Here is a 19,484-nt window from a genome sequence, read left to right on the forward strand (position 1 = left end):
AGGATTGTGCTGTTTTTGTAAAAAAATAGCCACCCTCTTTTGGATGGCTATTTATTACATCAAAAAAACCAATGGATAGCCAACTGTGCGCTGCATTAAACAGCGCGGTTCAGTAACATTGATTTAATGTGACCAATAGCCTTAGTTGGATTTAAGCCTTTCGGACAGACGTTGACACAGTTCATGATGCCGTGGCAACGGAATACGCTGAAGGCATCATCAAGATCGTCCAAACGCTCTTCAGTTGCGGTATCACGGCTGTCGATTAAGAACCGATAAGCATGCAACAGACCTGCAGGACCAACGAACTTGTCTGGGTTCCACCAGAATGACGGACATGACGTTGAACAGCATGCACACAAGATACACTCGTACAGACCGTCCAATTTCGCACGATCTTCAGGTGACTGCAGACGCTCGCGCGCAGGTGGCGTTTTCTCGTCGTTGATCAGGTACGGCTTAATGCGCTCGTATTGCTGATAGAACTGACTCATATCAACGATCAAATCGCGAATCACTGGCAAGCCAGGTAATGGGCGAATGACAATCTTACGACCTTTCAACGATGACATTGGCGTAATACACGCCAAGCCATTTTTACCGTTCATGTTGACACCGTCAGAACCACACACACCTTCACGGCATGAACGACGGAATGCTAACGACGGATCCTGCTCTTTCAATTTGATCAGCAGGTCCAACACCATAAGGTCTTGCTTTTCATCGACCTCAAGAGTGTAGTCCTTCATGTAAGGCTTATCATCAACATCCGGGTTGTAACGATAAACTGAAATAGCAACTTTTTTCATCGTTTACCCCTTATTAATAAGTACGTGCTTTTGGCGGAAAGGCTTCACGCAACTTCGGCGCCATATTCACGTCACGGTTAACCATTTCTTCGTCTTCCGGACGATAAACCGTGTGCACCAACCAGTTGTCATCATCACGCTCAGGATAGTCTGCACGGCTGTGCGCGCCACGACTTTCTGTGCGGTAGTTTGCTGACACCGCTGTTGAGTACGCGGTTTCCATTAGGTTATCCAATTCTAGACACTCGACGCGCTGAGTATTGAACTCCCGTGACGTGTCATCCAAGCGTGCATGCTTCAAGCGCTCACGAATTTCTTTCAGTTCGTTCAAGCCTTCAGCCATTGCTTCACCTTCACGGAATACCGAGAAGTTCATCTGCATGCACTGCTGCAAGTCTTTCTTGATTTGCGCAGGATCTTCACCTTTCTGCGTAGACTCCCAACGGTTAAAGCGTGCTAGCGCTTGATCGACATCGTCTTGCGACGCTTCACGCGCTTCCGCATTAGCCGCTAAGCTCTCGCCCAAGTGCATACCGGTCGCACGACCAAATACCACCAAGTCAAGCAGTGAGTTACCGCCCAAACGGTTAGCGCCGTGTACAGACACACAAGCAATCTCACCACAAGCGTACAAGCCTTTAACGTGGCTAGTTTTACCCGATTTGTCGACGTCTAATACCTGACCATTAACGTCCGTTGGAATACCACCCATCATGTAGTGACAGGTTGGGATGACTGGAATAGGTTCTTTCACTGGGTCAACGTGCGCGAACGTACGCGACAAGTCACAAACGCCGGGCAAGCGACTCTCTAGTGTTTCTTTACCTAAGTGGTCAAGTTTAAGTTTCAAGTGCGTGCCCCACGGACCTTCACAGCCGCGGCCTTCACGAATTTCGGTCATCATGGCACGAGAGACAACGTCACGCGATGCCAAGTCTTTGGCATTCGGCGCATAACGTTCCATGAAACGTTCGCCATCTTTGTTCAATAAGTAACCGCCTTCACCGCGGCAGCCCTCAGTAACCAAACACCCAGCACCAGCGATACCGGTTGGGTGGAACTGCCACATTTCCATATCTTGTACTGGCACGCCAGCACGCAATGCCATACCCACGCCGTCACCGGTGTTGATGTGCGCATTTGTGGTTGAGGCAAAAATACGGCCTGCACCGCCAGTTGCAAGAACAACGGCTTTGGCTTTAACAAAGTGCACTTCGCCGGTTTCGATGTCCATAGTGGTTACACCGACGACCGCGCCATCTTGGTTTTTGACGATGTCCAGTGCATACCACTCAGAGAATACGGTGGTCTTGTTCTTAACGTTTTGCTGGTACAACAAGTGCAGTAGCGCGTGACCGGTACGGTCTGCCGCAGCCGCTGTCCGCGCTGCTTGCTCACCGCCGAATTCTTTCGACTGACCGCCAAATGGGCGTTGATACACTTTACCGTTTTCAAAACGCGAGAACGGTAAACCCATATTCTCTAGTTCAAGAATGGCTTCAGGGCCGCTCTTACACATGTATTCGATGGCGTCTTGGTCACCAATGTAGTCCGACCCCTTAACGGTGTCGAACATGTGCCATTGCCAGTTATCTTCGTGAGCGTTACCCAGCGCTACAGTGATACCACCCTGCGCAGAAACCGTGTGAGAGCGCGTTGGAAAAACTTTCGACATCAACGCACAGCTCATACCCTCTTGGGAAATTTGCAGTGCAGCTCGCATACCCGCGCCGCCGGCGCCAATAACGACCGCATCAAACTCTAATGTTTTAACCTTCACTTAAACACCCCACAGTACGAATAAGCCAGTGAGCCACATTGCGATCAAACCAACGCTGACCACAAATTGGATGAGTGCGCGTAAACGCGTCGCTTTAACGTAGTCGGTTAATACTTGCCAGATACCGATCCAGCCATGCATTAACACCGCTGTCAGCGTTAACAGAGTAAAGACTTTTACCCACAAGCTTGAGAACAGCGCGCTCCAGTTGGCGTACGTTACGTCAGGCGTAGTGACAAAGAAGCCGATGATAAACAGGCTGTACAGCGCCATGATAATGGCTGAAGCACGCACCAGTACGTAATCGTGTGTGCCACTACGGCCGAAAGTTGAGGCAACACTTACCATAACCAAACTCCTGCTAGTACTGATAAAATGATGGCTAGGACGATTGCCGCGGTGGCACTCGCATTACCAGACTCCAGTTCTTCCCAGAAGCCTAAGTCCATCACCAAGTGACGTAACCCAGCAAGGAAGTGGTATCCTAACGCTGTCAAAATACCCCATGCGATAAACTTCGCGATAAAGCTAGTCATTACAGCTTCAACGGTAGCAAATCCTTCCGGACCACTCAGTGAGACTGCGAAAGCCCAAGTCAGGAAAACTAACGCCACTAACATGACCACACCAGTTACGCGGTGCAATATGGATGCTTTGGCAGAGGCAGGAAATTGAATTGTTGTTAAATCTAAATTAACGGGTCTTTGTTTCTTCACGGTTGTTTTGCCTTTTAGAAAAGCATGTCAGAAATGCTAAGGACTCCTGATCCACCCTTTGGTGAATCACCCTTCAACTCAACCAGAATAGCAAGCGAATCATTCTCTTACTAATCCAGCCAGAGTATATCTAGCCTCAAGGATAATTACAATTCCCGAAACTTCAAACGGGATTCATCTAGATTTGGATTAACACCAGACCGTAATTGTCATTTTTCTGCAATAAGACATAGGTCTAATTTAGTAATCCGAATAGCGCCTCTATAACGTAATCACAGTACGCAACAAACAAGCCATTTGTTCGTCCCAAATTACATTTTCAGAATCAAACGCACGTTTACAAAAATTGACATTTAGGCGCTATTTCGAGTACAACTAGCGCACTTTTTACTTTGAGAAGAAAGCAGCAAGCGAGGAGAATTCCTTATGGCTGACCGTAAAGCCACACTGCAAATTGATGACCAGTCGATTGAATTACCAGTACTTTCTCCAACTGCCGGTAAAGACGTAATCGACGTTCGTAGCCTTGGTAAACATGGCTACTTTACCTTTGATCCAGGCTTCCTAGCCACCGGTTCATGCGAATCTAAAATTACCTTTATTGATGGCGAAAACGGTGTACTGTTACACCGCGGCTACCCTATTGGCCAATTAGCAACAGAAGCAGACTACTTAGAAGTTTGCTACATGTTGTTGCATGGCGAAGCGCCAAATGCGGAAGAATATAAAGAATTCCGTAAGACCATCACTAAACACACCATGGTGCACCAAGGCATCCATAATTTCTTTAATGGTTTCCGCCGCGACGCGCATCCAATGTCGATGCTGTGTGCAGTTGTGGGCGCCCTGTCATCGTTTTATCACGATGATTTAGATATCCACGATCCTAAGCAGCGCCTGCGTAGTGCGTACCGTTTGGTAGCAAAAATGCCAACCATCGCCGCGATGGCATACAAATTCAGCAACGGCCAGCCATTCGTTTACCCACGTAACGAATTAAGCTACTCAGAGAACTTCTTAAACATGATGTTCTCAGTGCCAGCAGAAGATTACGAAGTGAATCCCGTTATCGCCAAAGCGATGGACCGTATTTTCACCTTGCATGCTGACCACGAGCAGAACGCCTCAACCTCAACCGTGCGTTTAGCCGGTTCATCAGGCGCAAACCCATACGCTTGTATCGCTGCCGGTGTCGCATCACTTTGGGGACCTGCGCACGGCGGTGCTAACGAAGCATGCTTGCGGATGCTGAAAGAAATCGGTTCAGTAGAAAACATTCCAAAATACATCGAGAAAGCCAAAGATAAGAGCGATCCGTTCCGCCTAATGGGCTTTGGCCACCGGGTTTACAAAAACTTCGACCCACGAGCCACAGTAATGCGTGACACCTGCCACGAAGTACTGAAAGAGCTGAACATTGAAGACCCATTATTAGACGTAGCAATGGAATTAGAGCGCATCGCGTTAGAAGACGATTACTTCGTAGAGAAGAAATTGTACCCGAATGTCGACTTCTACTCCGGCATCATTCTGAAAGCGATCGGTATTCCAACCAACATGTTCACCGTGATTTTTGCACTATCACGCACCGTAGGCTGGGTATCACACTGGAACGAAATGATGGGCGAAGACAACCAGAAAATCGGTCGTCCACGCCAGTTGTACACCGGTTACACGCAACGCGAGTTCAAGCCAATCAAACGCTAACGACCGTTGCCATACCAAAAGCCCGCCTCACCGCGGGCTTTTTTGTGCCTGCTGTCTTGGGGTTGGTTGCTCTCTACCTCGGCGATGAGCTTGGGCGCGTCGGCAATTCTTTACCGCGGCCTTAAGCAAAGGCTCGCGGCATCGTCAGGGTTGGGGGAAGGCTCGGGGTGTGGGCGCTGGGGTGGTTAGTGCTCAGCGTCCCGTCGGTTCACGGTGTCTCCGGTAAAAAGACGCTCGAGCCATCCATGGCCGCTCAGTCTCTGGCCCTCCCTGGCCAGAGATGCTTTTTACCGGAGCCCCCGCGCCCCAACGACACGCCAATCAATATCGAGGAAAACGCGCCCACACCCCGAGCCAAATAGGTGCGGAGAAGCGATGCCGCCCACCATCGCGGAAAGCCGCAGTAAAGAAGTATCAGCCTTTATCAGTTAGCCGTTACCCATAAGCTTCAGACAGCCTGCTTGGGGTTGGTTGTTCTCTGCCACGGCGCGCTCGGTGTTGCATCGGCATCGCTTCTCCGTAGCCCTTAGCTTGGGGTGTAGGCGCGACTCCCCCCTCCATTGAAAGCACAACGTTGGGGCGCGAAGCTGGGGAAAAAGTATCTCCGGCCATGGACGGCCGGAGACTAAGCGCCTCATGGATGAGCTTGAGCGGCTTTTTCCCCAGCTTCGTGAACCGGCGGGGTGCCGTGCAATGACCCTCTGAGCGCCTATACACCAAGCGCCCTCCAGCCCCTCACGATGCCGACCCACCCAAGCTAAATCGCCGTGGTAGAGAACAAGCAACACCAATCCCTCGGCCGCAGTAAGGCATTCTTGCGACGTGGTTTGGGGCTTTTTGTTTGTGGTTTTGACTAAGTATTGGTGAAAACAGCCAATACTATTGGGGGATTGTTGCTATGAGTCTTGTTTTGTTAATTTTAAGCTATTGAATTTATTGATTTTTAAATATCTCTTAAGTTGGCACAGCGACTGCATTAGTGGGTCTAACGTTAATAAAAACTTTACTAAGAGGACATTCCTCATGACCGTACAACCGATGACTCGCACCATTTGTGCTGCCGCACTAGCTCTCAGTAGCTTAACCCTGTTGGGTTGCTCAAATGCTGATGCGCAAGACAAAAATGACAAAAAAGAACAGGCTGTTGTGACTATTCCAGTAGAGGTAACCACTGCTGGTGAGGGCGCAATTACGGCTAACTATCAAACTACGGCGGTATTAGAGCCTGAATCTGAAGCGGATGTGATTAGTCGAGTGAACGGTATTGTCGAAACCTTGCGCGTTGAAGAGGGTGATTACGTTAAAAAGGGCCAAGTACTGGCTACTTTGCGTGACGAAGAATATAGGATCAAACGCGATGAAATGGCGGCGGAATTGGCGAGTGTTAAACAAGAGCTTTCACGTCTTGAACAGATGCATAAAGAGGGCTTAGTCAGCGCCGATGCTTACGACAAAGTGAAATACCGTTACCAAGCAACCAAAGCGCAATATGATATGGCGGCTTATCAGCACGACAATACGGTCATTCGTGCGCCAATCAGTGGCTACATTGCTGAGCGGTTCGTCAAAGTGGGTAACTTAGTTACTCAGTACGAAGAGAAAGCGCTGTTTCATATTGTTGCCCAAGAAACGTTACAAGGCATCGTTTACTTACCTGAAAAACAACTTGCTAACGTCAAAGTGGGTCAGACTGCCCTGCTCTACACGGCGGTCAGTAACGAGCACCCGATTACGGCTAATATCGAACGGATTAGTCCAATGATCGATAGCGATACCGGGACCTTTAAGGTGGTATTGCAAGTGAATAACAGTAACGGTCAGTTAAAGGCGGGAATGTTTGCGAAAGTGCAAATGCAATATGAAACCCACAATAACGTAGTGCTGCTACCTCGCTATGCGGTGGTCAGTGTAGACGATAAGCACAGCGTATTTCGGGTAAATAGTGAAAATAAAGCAGAGAAAGTGGACATCACTATTGGCTTTGAAAACGAGAGCTGGGTTGAAGTTCAGCAAGGCATTGCTGCCGGCGATAAAGTGGTAACCAGCGGTCAAAACCAATTGAAAGATCAAACCCAAGTTAGCGTTATTCCGAACGCCTAAACCGTATACCACAGGGAGAGATGTATGCGTATTGTCGATTTAGCGGTAAAGCGTCCGGTCACAATTACCATGATCACCGCTGCGGTGGTGTTATTTGGCTTGGTTGGACTGTCTCGATTAGCGGTAAATTTGTTGCCAGAGCTGGCCTATCCTACCTTAACCATTCGCACGGAGTATACTGGCGCTGCGCCCGCTGAAGTCGAACAATTGGTAAGCAAACCTATTGAGGAACAAGTCGGAACGGTTAAGGGTTTGCGCACCATTCAGTCGGTTTCACGCGCGGAACAGTCCGATGTGGTGCTGTCATTTGCCTGGGGCACCGATATGGATATGGCAAGCTTGGACGTTCGCGAAAAGCTCGATATTGTTGAATTACCGCTCGATATTGAACCACCGGTACTGCTGCGCTTCAACCCATCAATGGACCCGATTTTTCGCGCCAGTCTAACCACCGATAAAAGCCTAACCACGCAACAACTGAAAGCGATGCGTACATACGCCGAAGAGCAACTAAAGCGGCAATTAGAGTCGCTGGACGGTGTTGCTTCGGTGCGCTTAGGTGGCGGGCTTGAAGATGAAGTTCACGTTAATATCGATATGGCCAAAGCGGCGCGATTAAATATTCCCCCTGAGCTCATTGAACAGCGATTACAAAAAGAAAACGTGAACCTTTCTGGTGGACGGGTAGAAACACAACGGCACGAATATCTGATTCGTACGATTAACCAATTTTCAAACCTGCAACAAATTGGCGAAGTGTTTATTGCTCGCCGCGACGGCAGAAATATCCAATTGAAAGATGTTGCTGCGGTTGAAGATGCATTTCATGAACGCGATGCAATTACCCGTGTTAACGGTCACGAAGCAGTGGAATTATCTTTCTATAAAGAAGGTGATGCTAACACTGTCGCCGTAGCAAAACGCATTACTGCGCGCCTTAACCAATTGCAACAAAACCTACCTGAAGGCTACCAACTGTCGCCAACCTATGACCAATCGGAATTTATCGCCAATGCGATTTCCGAAGTGCGAGACGCGGCAATTTTTGGTGGTCTATTGGCGATGGTGGTGATTTTCCTGTTCCTACGCCAAGTTTGGCCAACCATTGTTATCTCGCTCTCAATTCCACTGTCGATCATCGCTACCTTTAACTTAATGTATGCCAACGACATTAGCTTAAATATCATGTCATTGGGCGGTATAGCACTCGCGGTGGGAATGTTAGTCGATAATGCCATTGTGGTACTAGAAAATATTTCGCGCTACCGCAGCCAAGGCCTTTCCACCGTAGAAGCCGCTCGCCAAGGCAGTAAAGAAGTCGCCGGCGCAATAACCGCATCGACTCTCACCACCATGGCGGTATTCTTTCCTTTGGTATTCGTTGAAGGTATTGCTGGACAACTTTTCAGCGATCAAGCGTTAACCGTAACGTTTTCATTGGCCGCATCATTATTGGTCGCGATTACGGTTATTCCGATGCTGTGTTCGCGGGAACGCCGGCAACACGATGCAGAATCCGCAGAACCGTTATTCGCGCCGCGCGAAAAACCCGCGCCGGCAACAACACGCTGGGGCAAAATCATACGCGCTCTGCGCTGGACAGCAGTGCTGCCATTTGTGGTTATTGCTGCCATTATTAAAGCGCTTATTGTCGCGGTTATGGCGTTATGGCGCTTATTCGCACGTGCTTTCCACGTGCTTACCCAACCCTTAGTGCGTAGTTTTGGTTTTGCCTTTGAGTACTTCCACAATGGCTATCAACGTATACTCAGCCACGCCCTTAACAATGCGTGGACGACCTTGACAGTGATTCTATTTGTCGCCGCCTCAAGCTTACTGCTAATCCCCGGGCTGAAGGTAAATGTCCTACCCGACATGGCACAGGGTGAGTTTTATCTCGAGGTTGAACGTGCTCCAGGAACCACAATTGAGCAGACCGATCAATCATTGCAACAACTCGCCGCGGCGATCAGTGACGACTCTAGCGTCGCCCGTACCTACTCTCTAGCGGGAACTGGCAGCTTAATCAATGCCTCTCCGTCGCAGGGCGGCGACTACTGGGGGCGACTGAATGTGGTTATGGCCGACTCGGCAACGGCGGCCGATCAGCAACGCGTAAAACAACGCTTACGTGATGTGGCGCAAACACTACCTGGCGTATCCATTCGTGTGGGTCAGGCGGAACTATTCAGCTTGGCACAACCGATTGTTGTCGAGATCAGTGGCTACCAGCTTGGGCCCATTCGCCAACTCGGATTGCAGCTACAAGAAACGCTGCAACAGCAGTCTCGCTTTACCGATGTGCAAATTAATATGAGCAACGGTCAGCCAGAAATTGCGGTGTATTTTAACCATCAAAAGCTGGCTCAGCTGGGCCTTTCTGCACCGGATGTAGCGCAGCGCTTGGCGATGTCGATCGGTGGTAAAACCGCCACAAAATACAGCTTAGAAGACCGTAAGATCGACGTTGTTGTGCGCGGTGACGAACAACAACGCAATTCACTGCAAGATATTTCAGAATGGATTATCAACCCTGGCGCTCAACAAGAGGTACCACTCTCCTCGGTTGCGGATATTAAGACCATTGTCGGTCCTAGCGAGATCACCCGTATTGGTCAGCAACGCACTGTGCTGGTAAAAGCCAACTTAGCCTACGGCGACTTGCAACAAGCGGTAACGGAAGTACAAAACAGTATCGACCAATTGACGAAAATACCAGGAGTGGATATTCGTCTTGCCGGACAGAGTGAGGAAATGCAGCAATCGTTTCGTTCGCTGCAATTCGCCCTCGCCCTAGCGGTGTTCTTGGTCTATTTAGTGATGGCCTCGCAATTCGAATCGTTGCTGCATCCATTGTTTATTCTGTTCACCGTACCATTGGCTGGGGCTGGGTCGATTATTGGTCTTGCTGTTACCGATAGCAGTCTCAATGTGATGGTTTTTATCGGCCTTATCATGCTGGCTGGGATTGTGGTGAATAACGCGATTGTCCTAGTCGATCGCATCAATCAGTTGCGTCAAGCGGGTAGTAATAAGCTGGATGCGGTCATCGAGTCTGCCAGCACCCGCTTTCGGCCGATTATTATGACCACTCTCACTACCGTGCTTGGCCTTATTCCATTAGCAATTGGGGTTGGTGAGGGCGCGGAAATTCGTACACCGATGGCAATCACCGTCATCTTTGGGTTAAGTTTTGCCACCCTACTGACGTTATTCTTTATCCCTGCACTGTATGTTGCCGTGGGTCGTCGTCAGCAAGGAGGCCACGCATGAGTGCCGTATCGTACGCCGCGGCGCTAGCGCGCTTTGCATTAAAGCGGCCCGTCACCATTTGCATGCTCAGTGTTTCATTACTTTTGCTCGGGCTTATTTCTTCACGGCTGCTGCCCTTAGAAAAATTTCCCGGCATTGAGATCCCAGAAATCGTGGTTTACACGCCCTACCCAAACTCAAGCCCAGCAGAAGTCGAGCGCCTTATTACCCGACCGCTCGAGGAATCGTTATCGACCCTATCTGGTATCAAGGAAATGCAGTCAAGCTCAACAACCGATGCCAGTCGCATTGAAATTGAGTTCGACTGGGACGCGTCTATTAATGCAAAATCTATTGATGCAAGGGAAAAGATAGATGCGGTAAAACACTTACTTCCGGCGGATATTGGTCGTGTTTTAGTGGTGCAATTTAATACCAACGATATGCCGGTTTTTCAGCTGCGAATTTCCAGCCAGCGCGATTTGAGTGATGCCTACGACCTCCTCGATCGCAGTTTGAAGAAACCGCTGGAACGGGTCGACGGAGTATCACAAGTCACCCTTTACGGTGTCGAAAAGCGCCAAATCATGATCCGCTTAGACAGTAAAGCACTGCTGCAACATCACCTTGATCCAGAAACGGTGCTGGCACAGCTAAGATCGCAGAACTTTGCAATAAATGGTGGCTATGTTCGGACATCTAGCGAGAAAATATTACTAAATCCGGTAGGTGAATACCGGTCAGTGAATGAAATTAAGCAACTGCCTGTCGCCCCACACTTGGTGTTGTCTGACATCGCCAGTATTGGCTTTGAAAGTCCTAAACAAGTCGAGGGACGCCATCTTAATCGCACCTATGCAATCGGTATGGACGTATTTAAAGAGTCGAGTGCGAATCTGGTCGATGTTGCTGAACGGGCTATGCAAGTAGTAAAGGAAGTGGGTAATGACCCGGCCTTCCAAGGCGTTAACCTGTTCGTTATGCAGAATACCGCAGACGACGTTAAAAGCTCATTAAACGACTTATTGAATGCCGGATTGGTCGGCGCCCTCCTGTCTTTTGCCGTACTCTACTTATTCCTGCGCAATTGGGCGACTACCTTAATGGTGGTTATTTCAGTGCCAATTTCCTTGTTTATTACCATGGGCTTTATGTATGCCTTTGGTTACAGCCTCAATATTCTATCGCTAATGGGTTTGATGCTGGCGGTCGGCATGCTCGTCGATAATGCGGTGGTAGTGACCGAAAGTATTCAACACGAACGAGAAAACGGCTTAACTGGCGAGGAAGCGACGTTAAGTGGTACGGGTAAAGTGGCGATGGCGGTGATTGCAGGAACCCTGACCACCGCTATCGTGTTTTTGCCCAATATTGTCGGGGAAAAAATCGATGTCACCATTTTCCTTGAGCATGTTGCGGTCGCCATTTGTATTTCATTGCTCGCGTCGTTGATTATCTCGCAAACCCTGATTCCGTATTTGGCAACACGTTTTGCTAAGTATATGGGTCCAAAATCGGGCAAAAAACAAAAAACGGTCGCGGACCGTAGCACTCCTACGCGCTACCAACGCTTACTAAAATGGTGCATCGGCCACCCACGTTGGACCTCATTCTGTGCACTATTGTTGTTAGCCAGTATTGCCGTGCCAATGTCGATGGTGAGTGGTGACCAAAATAATGGCGCATTTAATAACCGGCTATTTATCAACTACTTTCTTCATTCCGAATACCCTATTACCGAGGTCGAGCAAGAAGTTTCGCGGATGGAAGACTATCTGTTTGAACATCAGCAAGAATTTGGCTTTGAGTCGGTCTATAGCTATTACCAAAGCGGACAGGCATCGACGACCGTCATTTTGCCGAAGGACTACCGCGGCGATGTCAATCAATTAATGGAGAAGATCCGCAAGGGCTTTCCTGATTTCGTTCTCAGTGATCCGCAGTTCGGTTGGAACCAACAGAACGGTGGGGTACGGATTACCCTCAGTGGCAGCTCAACAGACGTACTCAAAGACTTGTCGGAACAATTGGTGCAATCGCTGTCACGTGTACCCGGTTTAACCGACGTACGCTCTGAACTGGCTGACGCTCAAAAAGAATTACAGGTTCGTATCGACCGTGAACGCGCTTTAGCGGCTGGGTTATCGACCAGTGAGGTTGCCGAGGCCATTTCACTGGCATTACGGAGTGTGCGATTACGTTCTTACCGCGCCGATGAGAATGGCGAGATCTTACTGTACGTCGGATTTGAGCACGCGTACCAAGAGTCACTAGATAAGCTGAAACTTTTGCCGATTACGCAACAGGGTAACCGTGTTGTGACGTTGCAACAGGTGGCTGATATTCGCTTAGCGCCGCGGCTGGGTGAAATTCGTCGCTACGACCGTCAGACCGCAATAGCGGTTGGCGCAAACCTTAATGACATTACCTTAGATGAGGCGCGTGAACGAATTGGCAATGCGCTGCAAAACTGGCAACTTCCAGCCGGCTACCATTGGTCCTACGACGGTAGTTTCCGCCATCAAGAAGAGGCGGAAAACATCATGCAAGTGAATATGCTGCTCGCGGTTTGTATGATTTATATTGTGATGGCCGCACTTTTTGAGTCGATTTTACTACCCACTGCGGTCCTCAGTTCGCTGTTTTTATCGATTGTTGGTGTATTCTGGGCGCTACTTATTAGCGGTCAGCCAATATCCATTATGGCGATGATCGGTATTCTGATATTAATGGGGATAGTGGTTAACAATGGCATAGTGTTGGTGGACTACATCAACCAATTGGTCAATAACGGGCGTCATTTGGAAGATGCGGTAATCGAGGGCTGCCAGAGCCGCTTACGCCCGATTCTTATGACGGTCGCCACTACGGTGCTCGGCTTAGTTCCGTTAGCCCTAGGGCATACCCAAATCGGCGGTGATGGCCCGCCATATGCTCCAATGGCTATCGCCATTATTGGTGGGCTGGTGTTCTCTACCATCACCAGCCTAGTTGTGGTACCACACTTTTATGTTCGGCTATTGGTTTGGCGGCATCAGTTTGCGCTTATGCGCCAGCGTCTAAAAGCCAAACTTGAGCGTTACAAACTGTTGCAACGGCCGCAGTAAACGAATATCGAAGAGCACACGGAAGCTGACCTATTTGGCCAGTTTCCGTGCGTGCTGCAGGTCGTCCTCGGTGTCAATTCCAGGTGCCGGCGCAATGATAGCTTCCGCAACGTGAATACGCTCGCCATGCCATAAGACTCGTAATTGCTCTAGCGACTCCAGCTTTTCTAGTGGACTCGCCGGCCATTCGACGTAACGCCAAACAAATCCTGCGCGGTAGGCGTAAATACCAATATGGCGCCAATACGCGGCATCCAACTCACAGGCTGAACGCTCCGCGTTAAAGCGCTCGCGATCCCATGGAATAGCAGCTCGACTGAAATATAGCGCGTAGCCCGACGCATCGGTGACCACTTTTACCACGTTGGGGTTAAACAGCTCAGCTGAATCATCGATAGCAACGGCGAGTGTTGCCATTGGTGCTTGTCGCTGGCTTGCCAAGTTTTCTGCAACCTGACGAATAATTTCAGGCGGGATAAAAGGCTCGTCGCCTTGCACGTTGACGACCACTTCATCGTCTGCCAACGCTAAATGATCGATAACTTCCGCGACGCGTTCAGTACCCGATTGGTGGTGTTCAGCGGTCATCATTGCTCGCCCACCAAAGCCCTCGACTACATCGATAATTCGTTGGTCATCGGTGGCAACAATCACTTCCGCCGCGCCCGCTTGTTGGGCGCGTTCAACCACGTGCTGAATCATTGGTTTACCAGCAATATCTGCTAGCGGTTTCCCCGGTAATCTTGACGATTGATAGCGTGCTGGAATAACAACAGTAAAACTCATAACGCCTCCAACTGCTCCGACGTTAAATGGCTTGCTTCATCAACAATTAATACCGGAATCCCGTCGCGCACAGGAAATGCCAACTGCTCACCGCGACACACCAGAACGGCCGATTTTTCATGCCATTCCAATTTACCTTTACAATTGGGGCAAGCCAAAATAGCCAATGTTGTGTTATCGATTGCCATTTTCTTTCCTTTCTATTTTAGTCGCCAAATGATGCGTGAGTTGTTCTGGAAGTGTTGCCCGAATCGGTAAATAAAACCAATTTTCGCCAGCAAATTTTTGGCATTTACCGGCATCTTTTTCGGTCATCACAATAATGTCATCACTGTTAAAGCGCGCAAAATCGCCCGCTTTATACGGGTAATGATCACGGAATACAAGCCGTTCTGAAATCTCGTGTCCTTGCTGCTCTAATAACCGGAAAAATCGCTGTGGGTGGCCGATGCCAGCAACCGCTACCACGTTCAATGGCGATTCTGGCGGCGATTCTTGATCGTCTATTACCCGTCGCCACGGCAAAGCTTCCAACTCCATCACATAGCGAGCGAACGGGTGTTGGGCATTATTAGCGATAACCCAAGGTGCATCGTGCAAACGCCAGGCCCCTTCACGCAATGGTCCACAGGGTAATAGCCAACCATTACCGACACCGCGATCGGCGTCCAACACAATAATCTCAACATCGCGTGCCAGGTGGTAATGTTGCAAGCCATCATCGCTGACGATGACATCAACCTCTGGGTGATGATGCAGCAGATGCTCCACAGCGTTGCTGCGTTTTTTATCAATCACCACGGGGCAACCAGTGCGGCGCCGCAACAGCAGCGGCTCATCACCGGCTTGCTCGCTACTATCGTCTTGCGCGACCGAGAATGGTGTTTGCGCCTTGGCGCCATAGCCGCGACTAATAATGCCAGGGGTGAAGTCTTGCCGTTTCAGCTCTGCACATAGCGCCTCAACCATCGGGGTTTTGCCAGTTCCTCCCAATGTGATATTACCCACAACAATCACCGGCACGGGGGCCCGATAACGCGTCAATATGCCAAGCTGATAAGCGCTACGGCGTAAACTACTGATAAACCAAAACAGCAGGGTTAATGGTAACAGCGGCCACAACAATGGGTGCAACTGCTGCCGATACCAAAGCCGTTGGATAAATTGGCTCATGCACCGTTACCAAATTGCAGATTATGCAGCTGATAGTACATCCCTTGCTGCTTAAGTAACTGTTCATGGCTACCACGTTCTACAATCTGACCAGCATCCATCACCAGAATCTCATCGGCATTTTCAATGGTCGACAAACGGTGAGCAATAACCAGTGATGTTCGGTTTTCTCGCAGCGCGCCGAGTGCCTCTTGAATATGGCGCTCCGACTCTGTGTCCAAGGCAGAAGTCGCCTCGTCTAGAATTAAAATCGGGGCATCTCGAAGCAGTGCTCGAGCAATCGCAATGCGCTGCCGTTGGCCGCCTGAGAGCATGACCCCATTTTCACCGACCATGGTGTCTAAGCCCATGTTCATGTTATCGGTAAATTCGGTCACATAAGCTTGTTCAGCTGCACGCAAAATGTCGTCTTCGGTGACATCGCGCGACGCCCCATAGGCGATATTGTTGGCAATGGTATCGTTAAACAACGTGACGTGCTGAGAAACCAATGCAAATTGGCGTCGTAAACATTTCAGTTTATAATCCTGAATATTGACACCATCCAAGGTAATGGCGCCCTCTTCAACATCATAGAATCGGGTTAGCAGATTGGAAATCGTCGATTTCCCACTTCCCGAACGGCCTACCAAGGCTAACGTTTTGCCATGCTCCAACGAAAATGAAACGTCGTTTAATGCGGGTTCTTCTGCGCTGCCATAACTGAACGTCACGCCATCAAAACAAATGTCACCTGTCGCACGTTCAACCTGTTTACTGCCTTTATCGACCTCGACCGGCTGGTCAAGGATACTGAATACTGATTGTGCCGCGGCAATCCCGCGTTGGAAGTCGCTGTTTACGTTGGTCAGTTGTTTCAATGGCCGCAACAGCATAATCATTGAGGTTAACAAGGTAGTGAACGCCCCTGCCGATAACTCGCCGAGCATATCTGGAAAACTCGCAATAATGAGCACCATAGAAAGGCTTAGAGAGGCAATAAACTGAATCACCGAGGTGCTGATAACACGGGTGCTGACCAGCTTCATATTCTGCTGGCGAGTGTTGTTGTTAATTTTTGCGAAGCGCCCAGATTCTCGTTTTTGGCCTTCGTGCATAACCACAACTTTGTGGCCATTGATCATTTGCTCAGCGGTCGTGGTAACGTTACCCATAGCTGTCTGAATACGACCAGAAACCGTGCGAAAACGTTTCGAAACCACGTTAACCACTTTCGCAATCAACGGTCCCACCACAAGAAACACCAACGATAATTGCCAGCTTTGGTAAAACATTAATCCCAAAAGCCCGACAACAAATGCCCCTTCTCGGATTAAAATAAGTAAAGCGCGACTGCTGGCTTCGGCGATTTGCTGGGTATCGTAGGTGATTTTTGAAATGAGATCCCCAGTAGAATGCTTGTCGTGGAAGCTCACTGGTAGCTTCATCATGTGATCAAACAATTCCTGCCGCATTCGGGTGACAACCTTAAATCCTACCCAGTTTAGAAAATAGTTGGAAATAAAGTTGAATAAGCCGCGGATAATGAAAAATACAGGTACGAAAATCGCACCATAAATCAAAATGGTAGAATCTTGTTCGGTTAAACCGTCATCGATCAAGGTTTCTATTTGAGAGAAAAAATAGGTATCTATTGCGGCATAGCCTAACATGCCGACAATGGCAGTGAAGAATGCGGCACGATAAGGTTTTATATACTGAATCAGGCGTTTAAACGCACTATTTTTTGCGGGTTGTGATTCCATGCAATCCATCATTTGCTACGCAATATCCGTTATTCTAACCGCTTTCTTACCAGTGTGGCTAGCTGATCACTCAAACCAATGCCGTTGGCTTGGTTCAGCGGGTGTGGTCAAACGCCAGTGCAAGCCGTCACTCCAAACCGTAATTTGACCGTACTTTCCACTATCCCACAGGGTGTGCCCACGTTGTTCAACACGTTGCTCAATCACCGCGTTGGGAAAATGAAAACGCGAGTAACGGGCACTGCTGTTAAGTACTACTTGAGGTGCTACGGCATCCAGCCACTGCTCGCTACTGGCGTTGCGGCTTCCGTGATGGCCAAGCACTAATAAATCCGAGCTAAGTTGGTCGCGCTGTTGACGCATTAGCCAATACTCGCCAAGAGCCTGCAAATCGCCAGGAATTAACATGGTGAAGTGACCGAAGCGTAGCTGCACAACGCAGGAACGATTATTCTCTTGCCAGCTATCTGGCAACGCGGTTACTGGCCACAGTATCCTCCACTGCAACTGGTGCCAAACGCCTTGTTGCCCTTGTTGGCAAGGTGTCTCACTGGGTCTGCCGAGCCAGTGCAAATTAGGATAGCGTTGAGCTAAATAACGGTAGCCACCGCTGTGGTCAGTGTCAGTATGGGAAATCATCGCCAATTCAGGCCACAAACCCCGCGCCACCAGCCACGGATCGATTTCGCTAGCCGCGATGCTATAGCCGCTTTCCGCAGCCCACCCAACATCGATTAATAACGCTGCGTTATTGCGCTCTATCACAATCGCCTGACCATGGCCCACCGCCAGCAAGTGCAGTTTCATAACATCGCTTTGGCCCCACTGATTAACTGCTAAATAACCGCTATATCCGACGCTCAACAACAGTCGCCAGCGCCAATGTAACGGCAAAAACCACAAACACCCGAGCGCTAACCAAACAATGTACCCTGAGGTTCTGCGATCAATCCATACCCACGACTCACTGGCCAAGTGCGCCAACCAGGGTTGTAACCACAGTAACGGTTGCTCAGCCAGCTGCCAAATAGCTGCGCTAGCACTCGGAAAAGCAAACGTGAGTAGCGTGCCGAATAGCGCCAAAGGTAAGGTAAAGCTGCTTAGCACGGGTAAAACCAGCAAATTGGTCAGTAACGCGATACTACTAACCCCACCGAATAAACTCAGTGTTAACGGCGCCATGCCAATGGTAAGGGTTGCTTGTAGGTAGACTAATCGCGCGACTGAATGAAGTCGCGGCGCTCTCCAGTAGCTTAAAAATAGCACCGCGACGGCTATTACCGAAAGCCAAAAGCCGCCGTCTAACGGCGCCAGCGGATCAATACATAGCATCAAACCCATGCTGCGTAGCAGTATCCGCCAACCGCTCGTTTTTAGGCCCAACCAACGGTGCATAAATAAGCAACTGAGCATGGTTAATGCGCGAATAGCGGAAATCGGAAAACCGGCAATTGCGGCATACCCAAACGCTATGGTTAAAGCCGCAGCTTCGCAATAGGTTCTTACTGGCAAACGCTCGGTAGCGGCGCCACACCAAGCGCTGAGTCGTAATAATACAACGTAGCCGAGGCGCAATACTAACGCCGCAACTAATGCCAGATGCAAGCCCGAAATTGCCAGCGCGTGCGCTAACCCAAGCCGCTGCCATTGCCGTTTGAGGGTATAGGGAATGGCGTAGCGTTCACCGATTAGCAGTGCCATCAACAATCCGGGTTGCTGCAATTCACTACTCACCAGTGCGCGTTGCAAACGTTGTCTAACCGAGTTGCCTGCGCGCAACCGCTCGGCCTGTAGTATTTGTCCGAGGCTATAAATGCGTTGGCGAATAAGAGTGCGCTGCGGCGCCTGACTCGGACTGTTATAACGCCGGTTATCGGCGCCGATTTTTACCGTAAACCACCATCTATCACCAATTTCCGGCGGTTGTTGCGCCGCTTCTGCACGCCAATAAAACAGTGAGTCCCGACCTTGTAAGTCCTGCGCATGAATCCGCCAAACAGGCTCCGATGCACTACCGTATTGCTCGCTAATGTCGGTTATCGTATAGGCTCTGGCAAAACGAAAGGCATGTGCTAAAGCGAATAAATTCGACGGTTGGGATAAACAAACGTTGCCATACCCCCACACAATACCGCACAATAAGCCCCCAACAAGCACACCTGAGCGCAGCGCTGGAATTCGCAGCATCAAAACCAGCAGCAATAAGCAGGCCAGTGCAATGCATCCAAAAGTGAGTAACGGCTGGTAAGAATAAAGTACCAGCAACATCGCGATAATAGCCGCAATGATTCCACGATCCATGTGGCTTC

13 protein-coding genes are annotated in these 19,484 nt (G+C 49.5%); 4 read left to right on the forward strand and 9 right to left on the reverse strand.

Annotated elements, in window-relative coordinates:
* Positions 1-95 precede the first annotated feature (95 nt).
* Genes CWI84_RS01660 through sdhC form a run of 4 tightly spaced genes read right to left on the reverse strand, consistent with a single transcriptional unit; the run spans position 96 to position 3,305 of the window.
* Positions 96-809, reverse strand: a complete 714-nt coding sequence (locus CWI84_RS01660) for a succinate dehydrogenase iron-sulfur subunit (RefSeq protein WP_126840832.1) — start codon at positions 807-809, stop codon at positions 96-98.
* 13 nt (positions 810-822) lie between these two features.
* Positions 823-2,589: a succinate dehydrogenase flavoprotein subunit gene (sdhA, locus tag CWI84_RS01665; protein ID WP_126840833.1), complete on the reverse strand. Its 1,767-nt coding sequence runs from the start codon at positions 2,587-2,589 to the stop codon at positions 823-825.
* The gene (gene sdhD / locus CWI84_RS01670) at positions 2,590-2,937 is read right to left on the reverse strand and encodes a succinate dehydrogenase, hydrophobic membrane anchor protein (RefSeq protein ID WP_126840834.1); all 348 of its coding nucleotides are present in this window, start codon (positions 2,935-2,937) and stop codon (positions 2,590-2,592) included. It lies immediately after the preceding gene.
* Positions 2,931-3,305 carry a succinate dehydrogenase, cytochrome b556 subunit gene (gene sdhC / locus CWI84_RS01675; RefSeq protein ID WP_126840835.1) on the reverse strand — a complete coding sequence of 125 codons (375 nt, stop codon included), beginning with the start codon at positions 3,303-3,305 and terminating at the stop codon, positions 2,931-2,933. Before sdhC ends, sdhD begins: the two co-directional genes overlap by 7 nt.
* 426 nt (positions 3,306-3,731) lie before the next feature.
* Here sdhC and CWI84_RS01680 point away from each other — a divergent pair, with 426 nt between their 5' ends.
* From CWI84_RS01680 to CWI84_RS01695, 4 genes are all read left to right on the forward strand, one after another.
* Positions 3,732-5,012, forward strand: coding sequence for a citrate synthase (locus CWI84_RS01680; RefSeq protein WP_126840836.1), 1,281 nt, complete (start codon positions 3,732-3,734; stop codon positions 5,010-5,012).
* Between the two features lie 1,023 nt (positions 5,013-6,035).
* Entirely contained in the window at positions 6,036-7,112 is a 1,077-nt protein-coding gene (locus tag CWI84_RS01685) for an efflux RND transporter periplasmic adaptor subunit (protein WP_126840837.1), read from the forward strand.
* 24 nt (positions 7,113-7,136) lie between these two features.
* Positions 7,137-10,385, forward strand: a complete 3,249-nt coding sequence (locus CWI84_RS01690) for an efflux RND transporter permease subunit (RefSeq protein ID WP_126840838.1) — start codon at positions 7,137-7,139, stop codon at positions 10,383-10,385.
* Positions 10,382-13,471, forward strand: a complete 3,090-nt coding sequence (locus tag CWI84_RS01695; protein WP_126840839.1) for an efflux RND transporter permease subunit — start codon at positions 10,382-10,384, stop codon at positions 13,469-13,471. Before CWI84_RS01690 ends, CWI84_RS01695 begins: the two co-directional genes overlap by 4 nt.
* 30 nt (positions 13,472-13,501) lie before the next feature.
* Here CWI84_RS01695 and kdsB read toward each other — a convergent pair whose 3' ends face one another.
* From kdsB to CWI84_RS01720, 5 genes are all read right to left on the reverse strand, one after another.
* Positions 13,502-14,257 carry a 3-deoxy-manno-octulosonate cytidylyltransferase gene (gene kdsB, locus CWI84_RS01700; RefSeq protein ID WP_126840840.1) on the reverse strand — a complete coding sequence of 252 codons (756 nt, stop codon included), beginning with the start codon at positions 14,255-14,257 and terminating at the stop codon, positions 13,502-13,504.
* Positions 14,254-14,445 (reverse strand): Trm112 family protein, encoded by a 192-nt coding sequence (locus tag CWI84_RS01705; RefSeq protein WP_126840841.1) that lies wholly within the window; start codon positions 14,443-14,445, stop codon positions 14,254-14,256. The genes kdsB and CWI84_RS01705 overlap by 4 nt, the downstream gene beginning before the upstream one ends.
* Entirely contained in the window at positions 14,432-15,430 is a 999-nt protein-coding gene (gene lpxK / locus CWI84_RS01710) for a tetraacyldisaccharide 4'-kinase (protein WP_126840842.1), read from the reverse strand. Before lpxK ends, CWI84_RS01705 begins: the two co-directional genes overlap by 14 nt.
* Positions 15,427-17,175, reverse strand: coding sequence for a lipid A export permease/ATP-binding protein MsbA (msbA, locus tag CWI84_RS01715; RefSeq protein ID WP_126840843.1), 1,749 nt, complete (start codon positions 17,173-17,175; stop codon positions 15,427-15,429). The genes lpxK and msbA overlap by 4 nt, the downstream gene beginning before the upstream one ends.
* Before the next feature lie 66 nt (positions 17,176-17,241).
* Positions 17,242-19,476, reverse strand: a complete 2,235-nt coding sequence (locus CWI84_RS01720; protein WP_126840844.1) for a DNA internalization-related competence protein ComEC/Rec2 — start codon at positions 19,474-19,476, stop codon at positions 17,242-17,244.
* Positions 19,477-19,484 lie beyond the last annotated feature (8 nt).

This window comes from Idiomarina tyrosinivorans, from assembly GCF_003987475.1.
GTDB lineage: Bacteria > Pseudomonadota > Gammaproteobacteria > Enterobacterales > Alteromonadaceae > Idiomarina > Idiomarina tyrosinivorans.

Bases quoted from the DNA above. Each gene is read 5' to 3' on its own strand.
- sdhD (WP_126840834.1), bottom strand. From the start codon at position 2,937: ATGGTAAGTGTTGCCTCAACTTTCGGCCGTAGTGGCACACACGATTAC.
- msbA (WP_126840843.1), bottom strand. From the start codon at position 17,175: ATGGAATCACAACCCGCAAAAAATAGTGCGTTTAAACGCCTGATTCAG.
- CWI84_RS01695 (WP_126840839.1), top strand. From the start codon at position 10,382: ATGAGTGCCGTATCGTACGCCGCGGCGCTAGCGCGCTTTGCATTAAAG.
- lpxK (WP_126840842.1), bottom strand. From the start codon at position 15,430: ATGAGCCAATTTATCCAACGGCTTTGGTATCGGCAGCAGTTGCACCCA.
- CWI84_RS01660 (WP_126840832.1), bottom strand. From the start codon at position 809: ATGAAAAAAGTTGCTATTTCAGTTTATCGTTACAACCCGGATGTTGAT.
- CWI84_RS01720 (WP_126840844.1), bottom strand. From the start codon at position 19,476: ATGGATCGTGGAATCATTGCGGCTATTATCGCGATGTTGCTGGTACTT.
- CWI84_RS01685 (WP_126840837.1), top strand. From the start codon at position 6,036: ATGACCGTACAACCGATGACTCGCACCATTTGTGCTGCCGCACTAGCT.
- CWI84_RS01690 (WP_126840838.1), top strand. From the start codon at position 7,137: ATGCGTATTGTCGATTTAGCGGTAAAGCGTCCGGTCACAATTACCATG.
- kdsB (WP_126840840.1), bottom strand. From the start codon at position 14,257: ATGAGTTTTACTGTTGTTATTCCAGCACGCTATCAATCGTCAAGATTA.
- CWI84_RS01680 (WP_126840836.1), top strand. From the start codon at position 3,732: ATGGCTGACCGTAAAGCCACACTGCAAATTGATGACCAGTCGATTGAA.
- CWI84_RS01705 (WP_126840841.1), bottom strand. From the start codon at position 14,445: ATGGCAATCGATAACACAACATTGGCTATTTTGGCTTGCCCCAATTGT.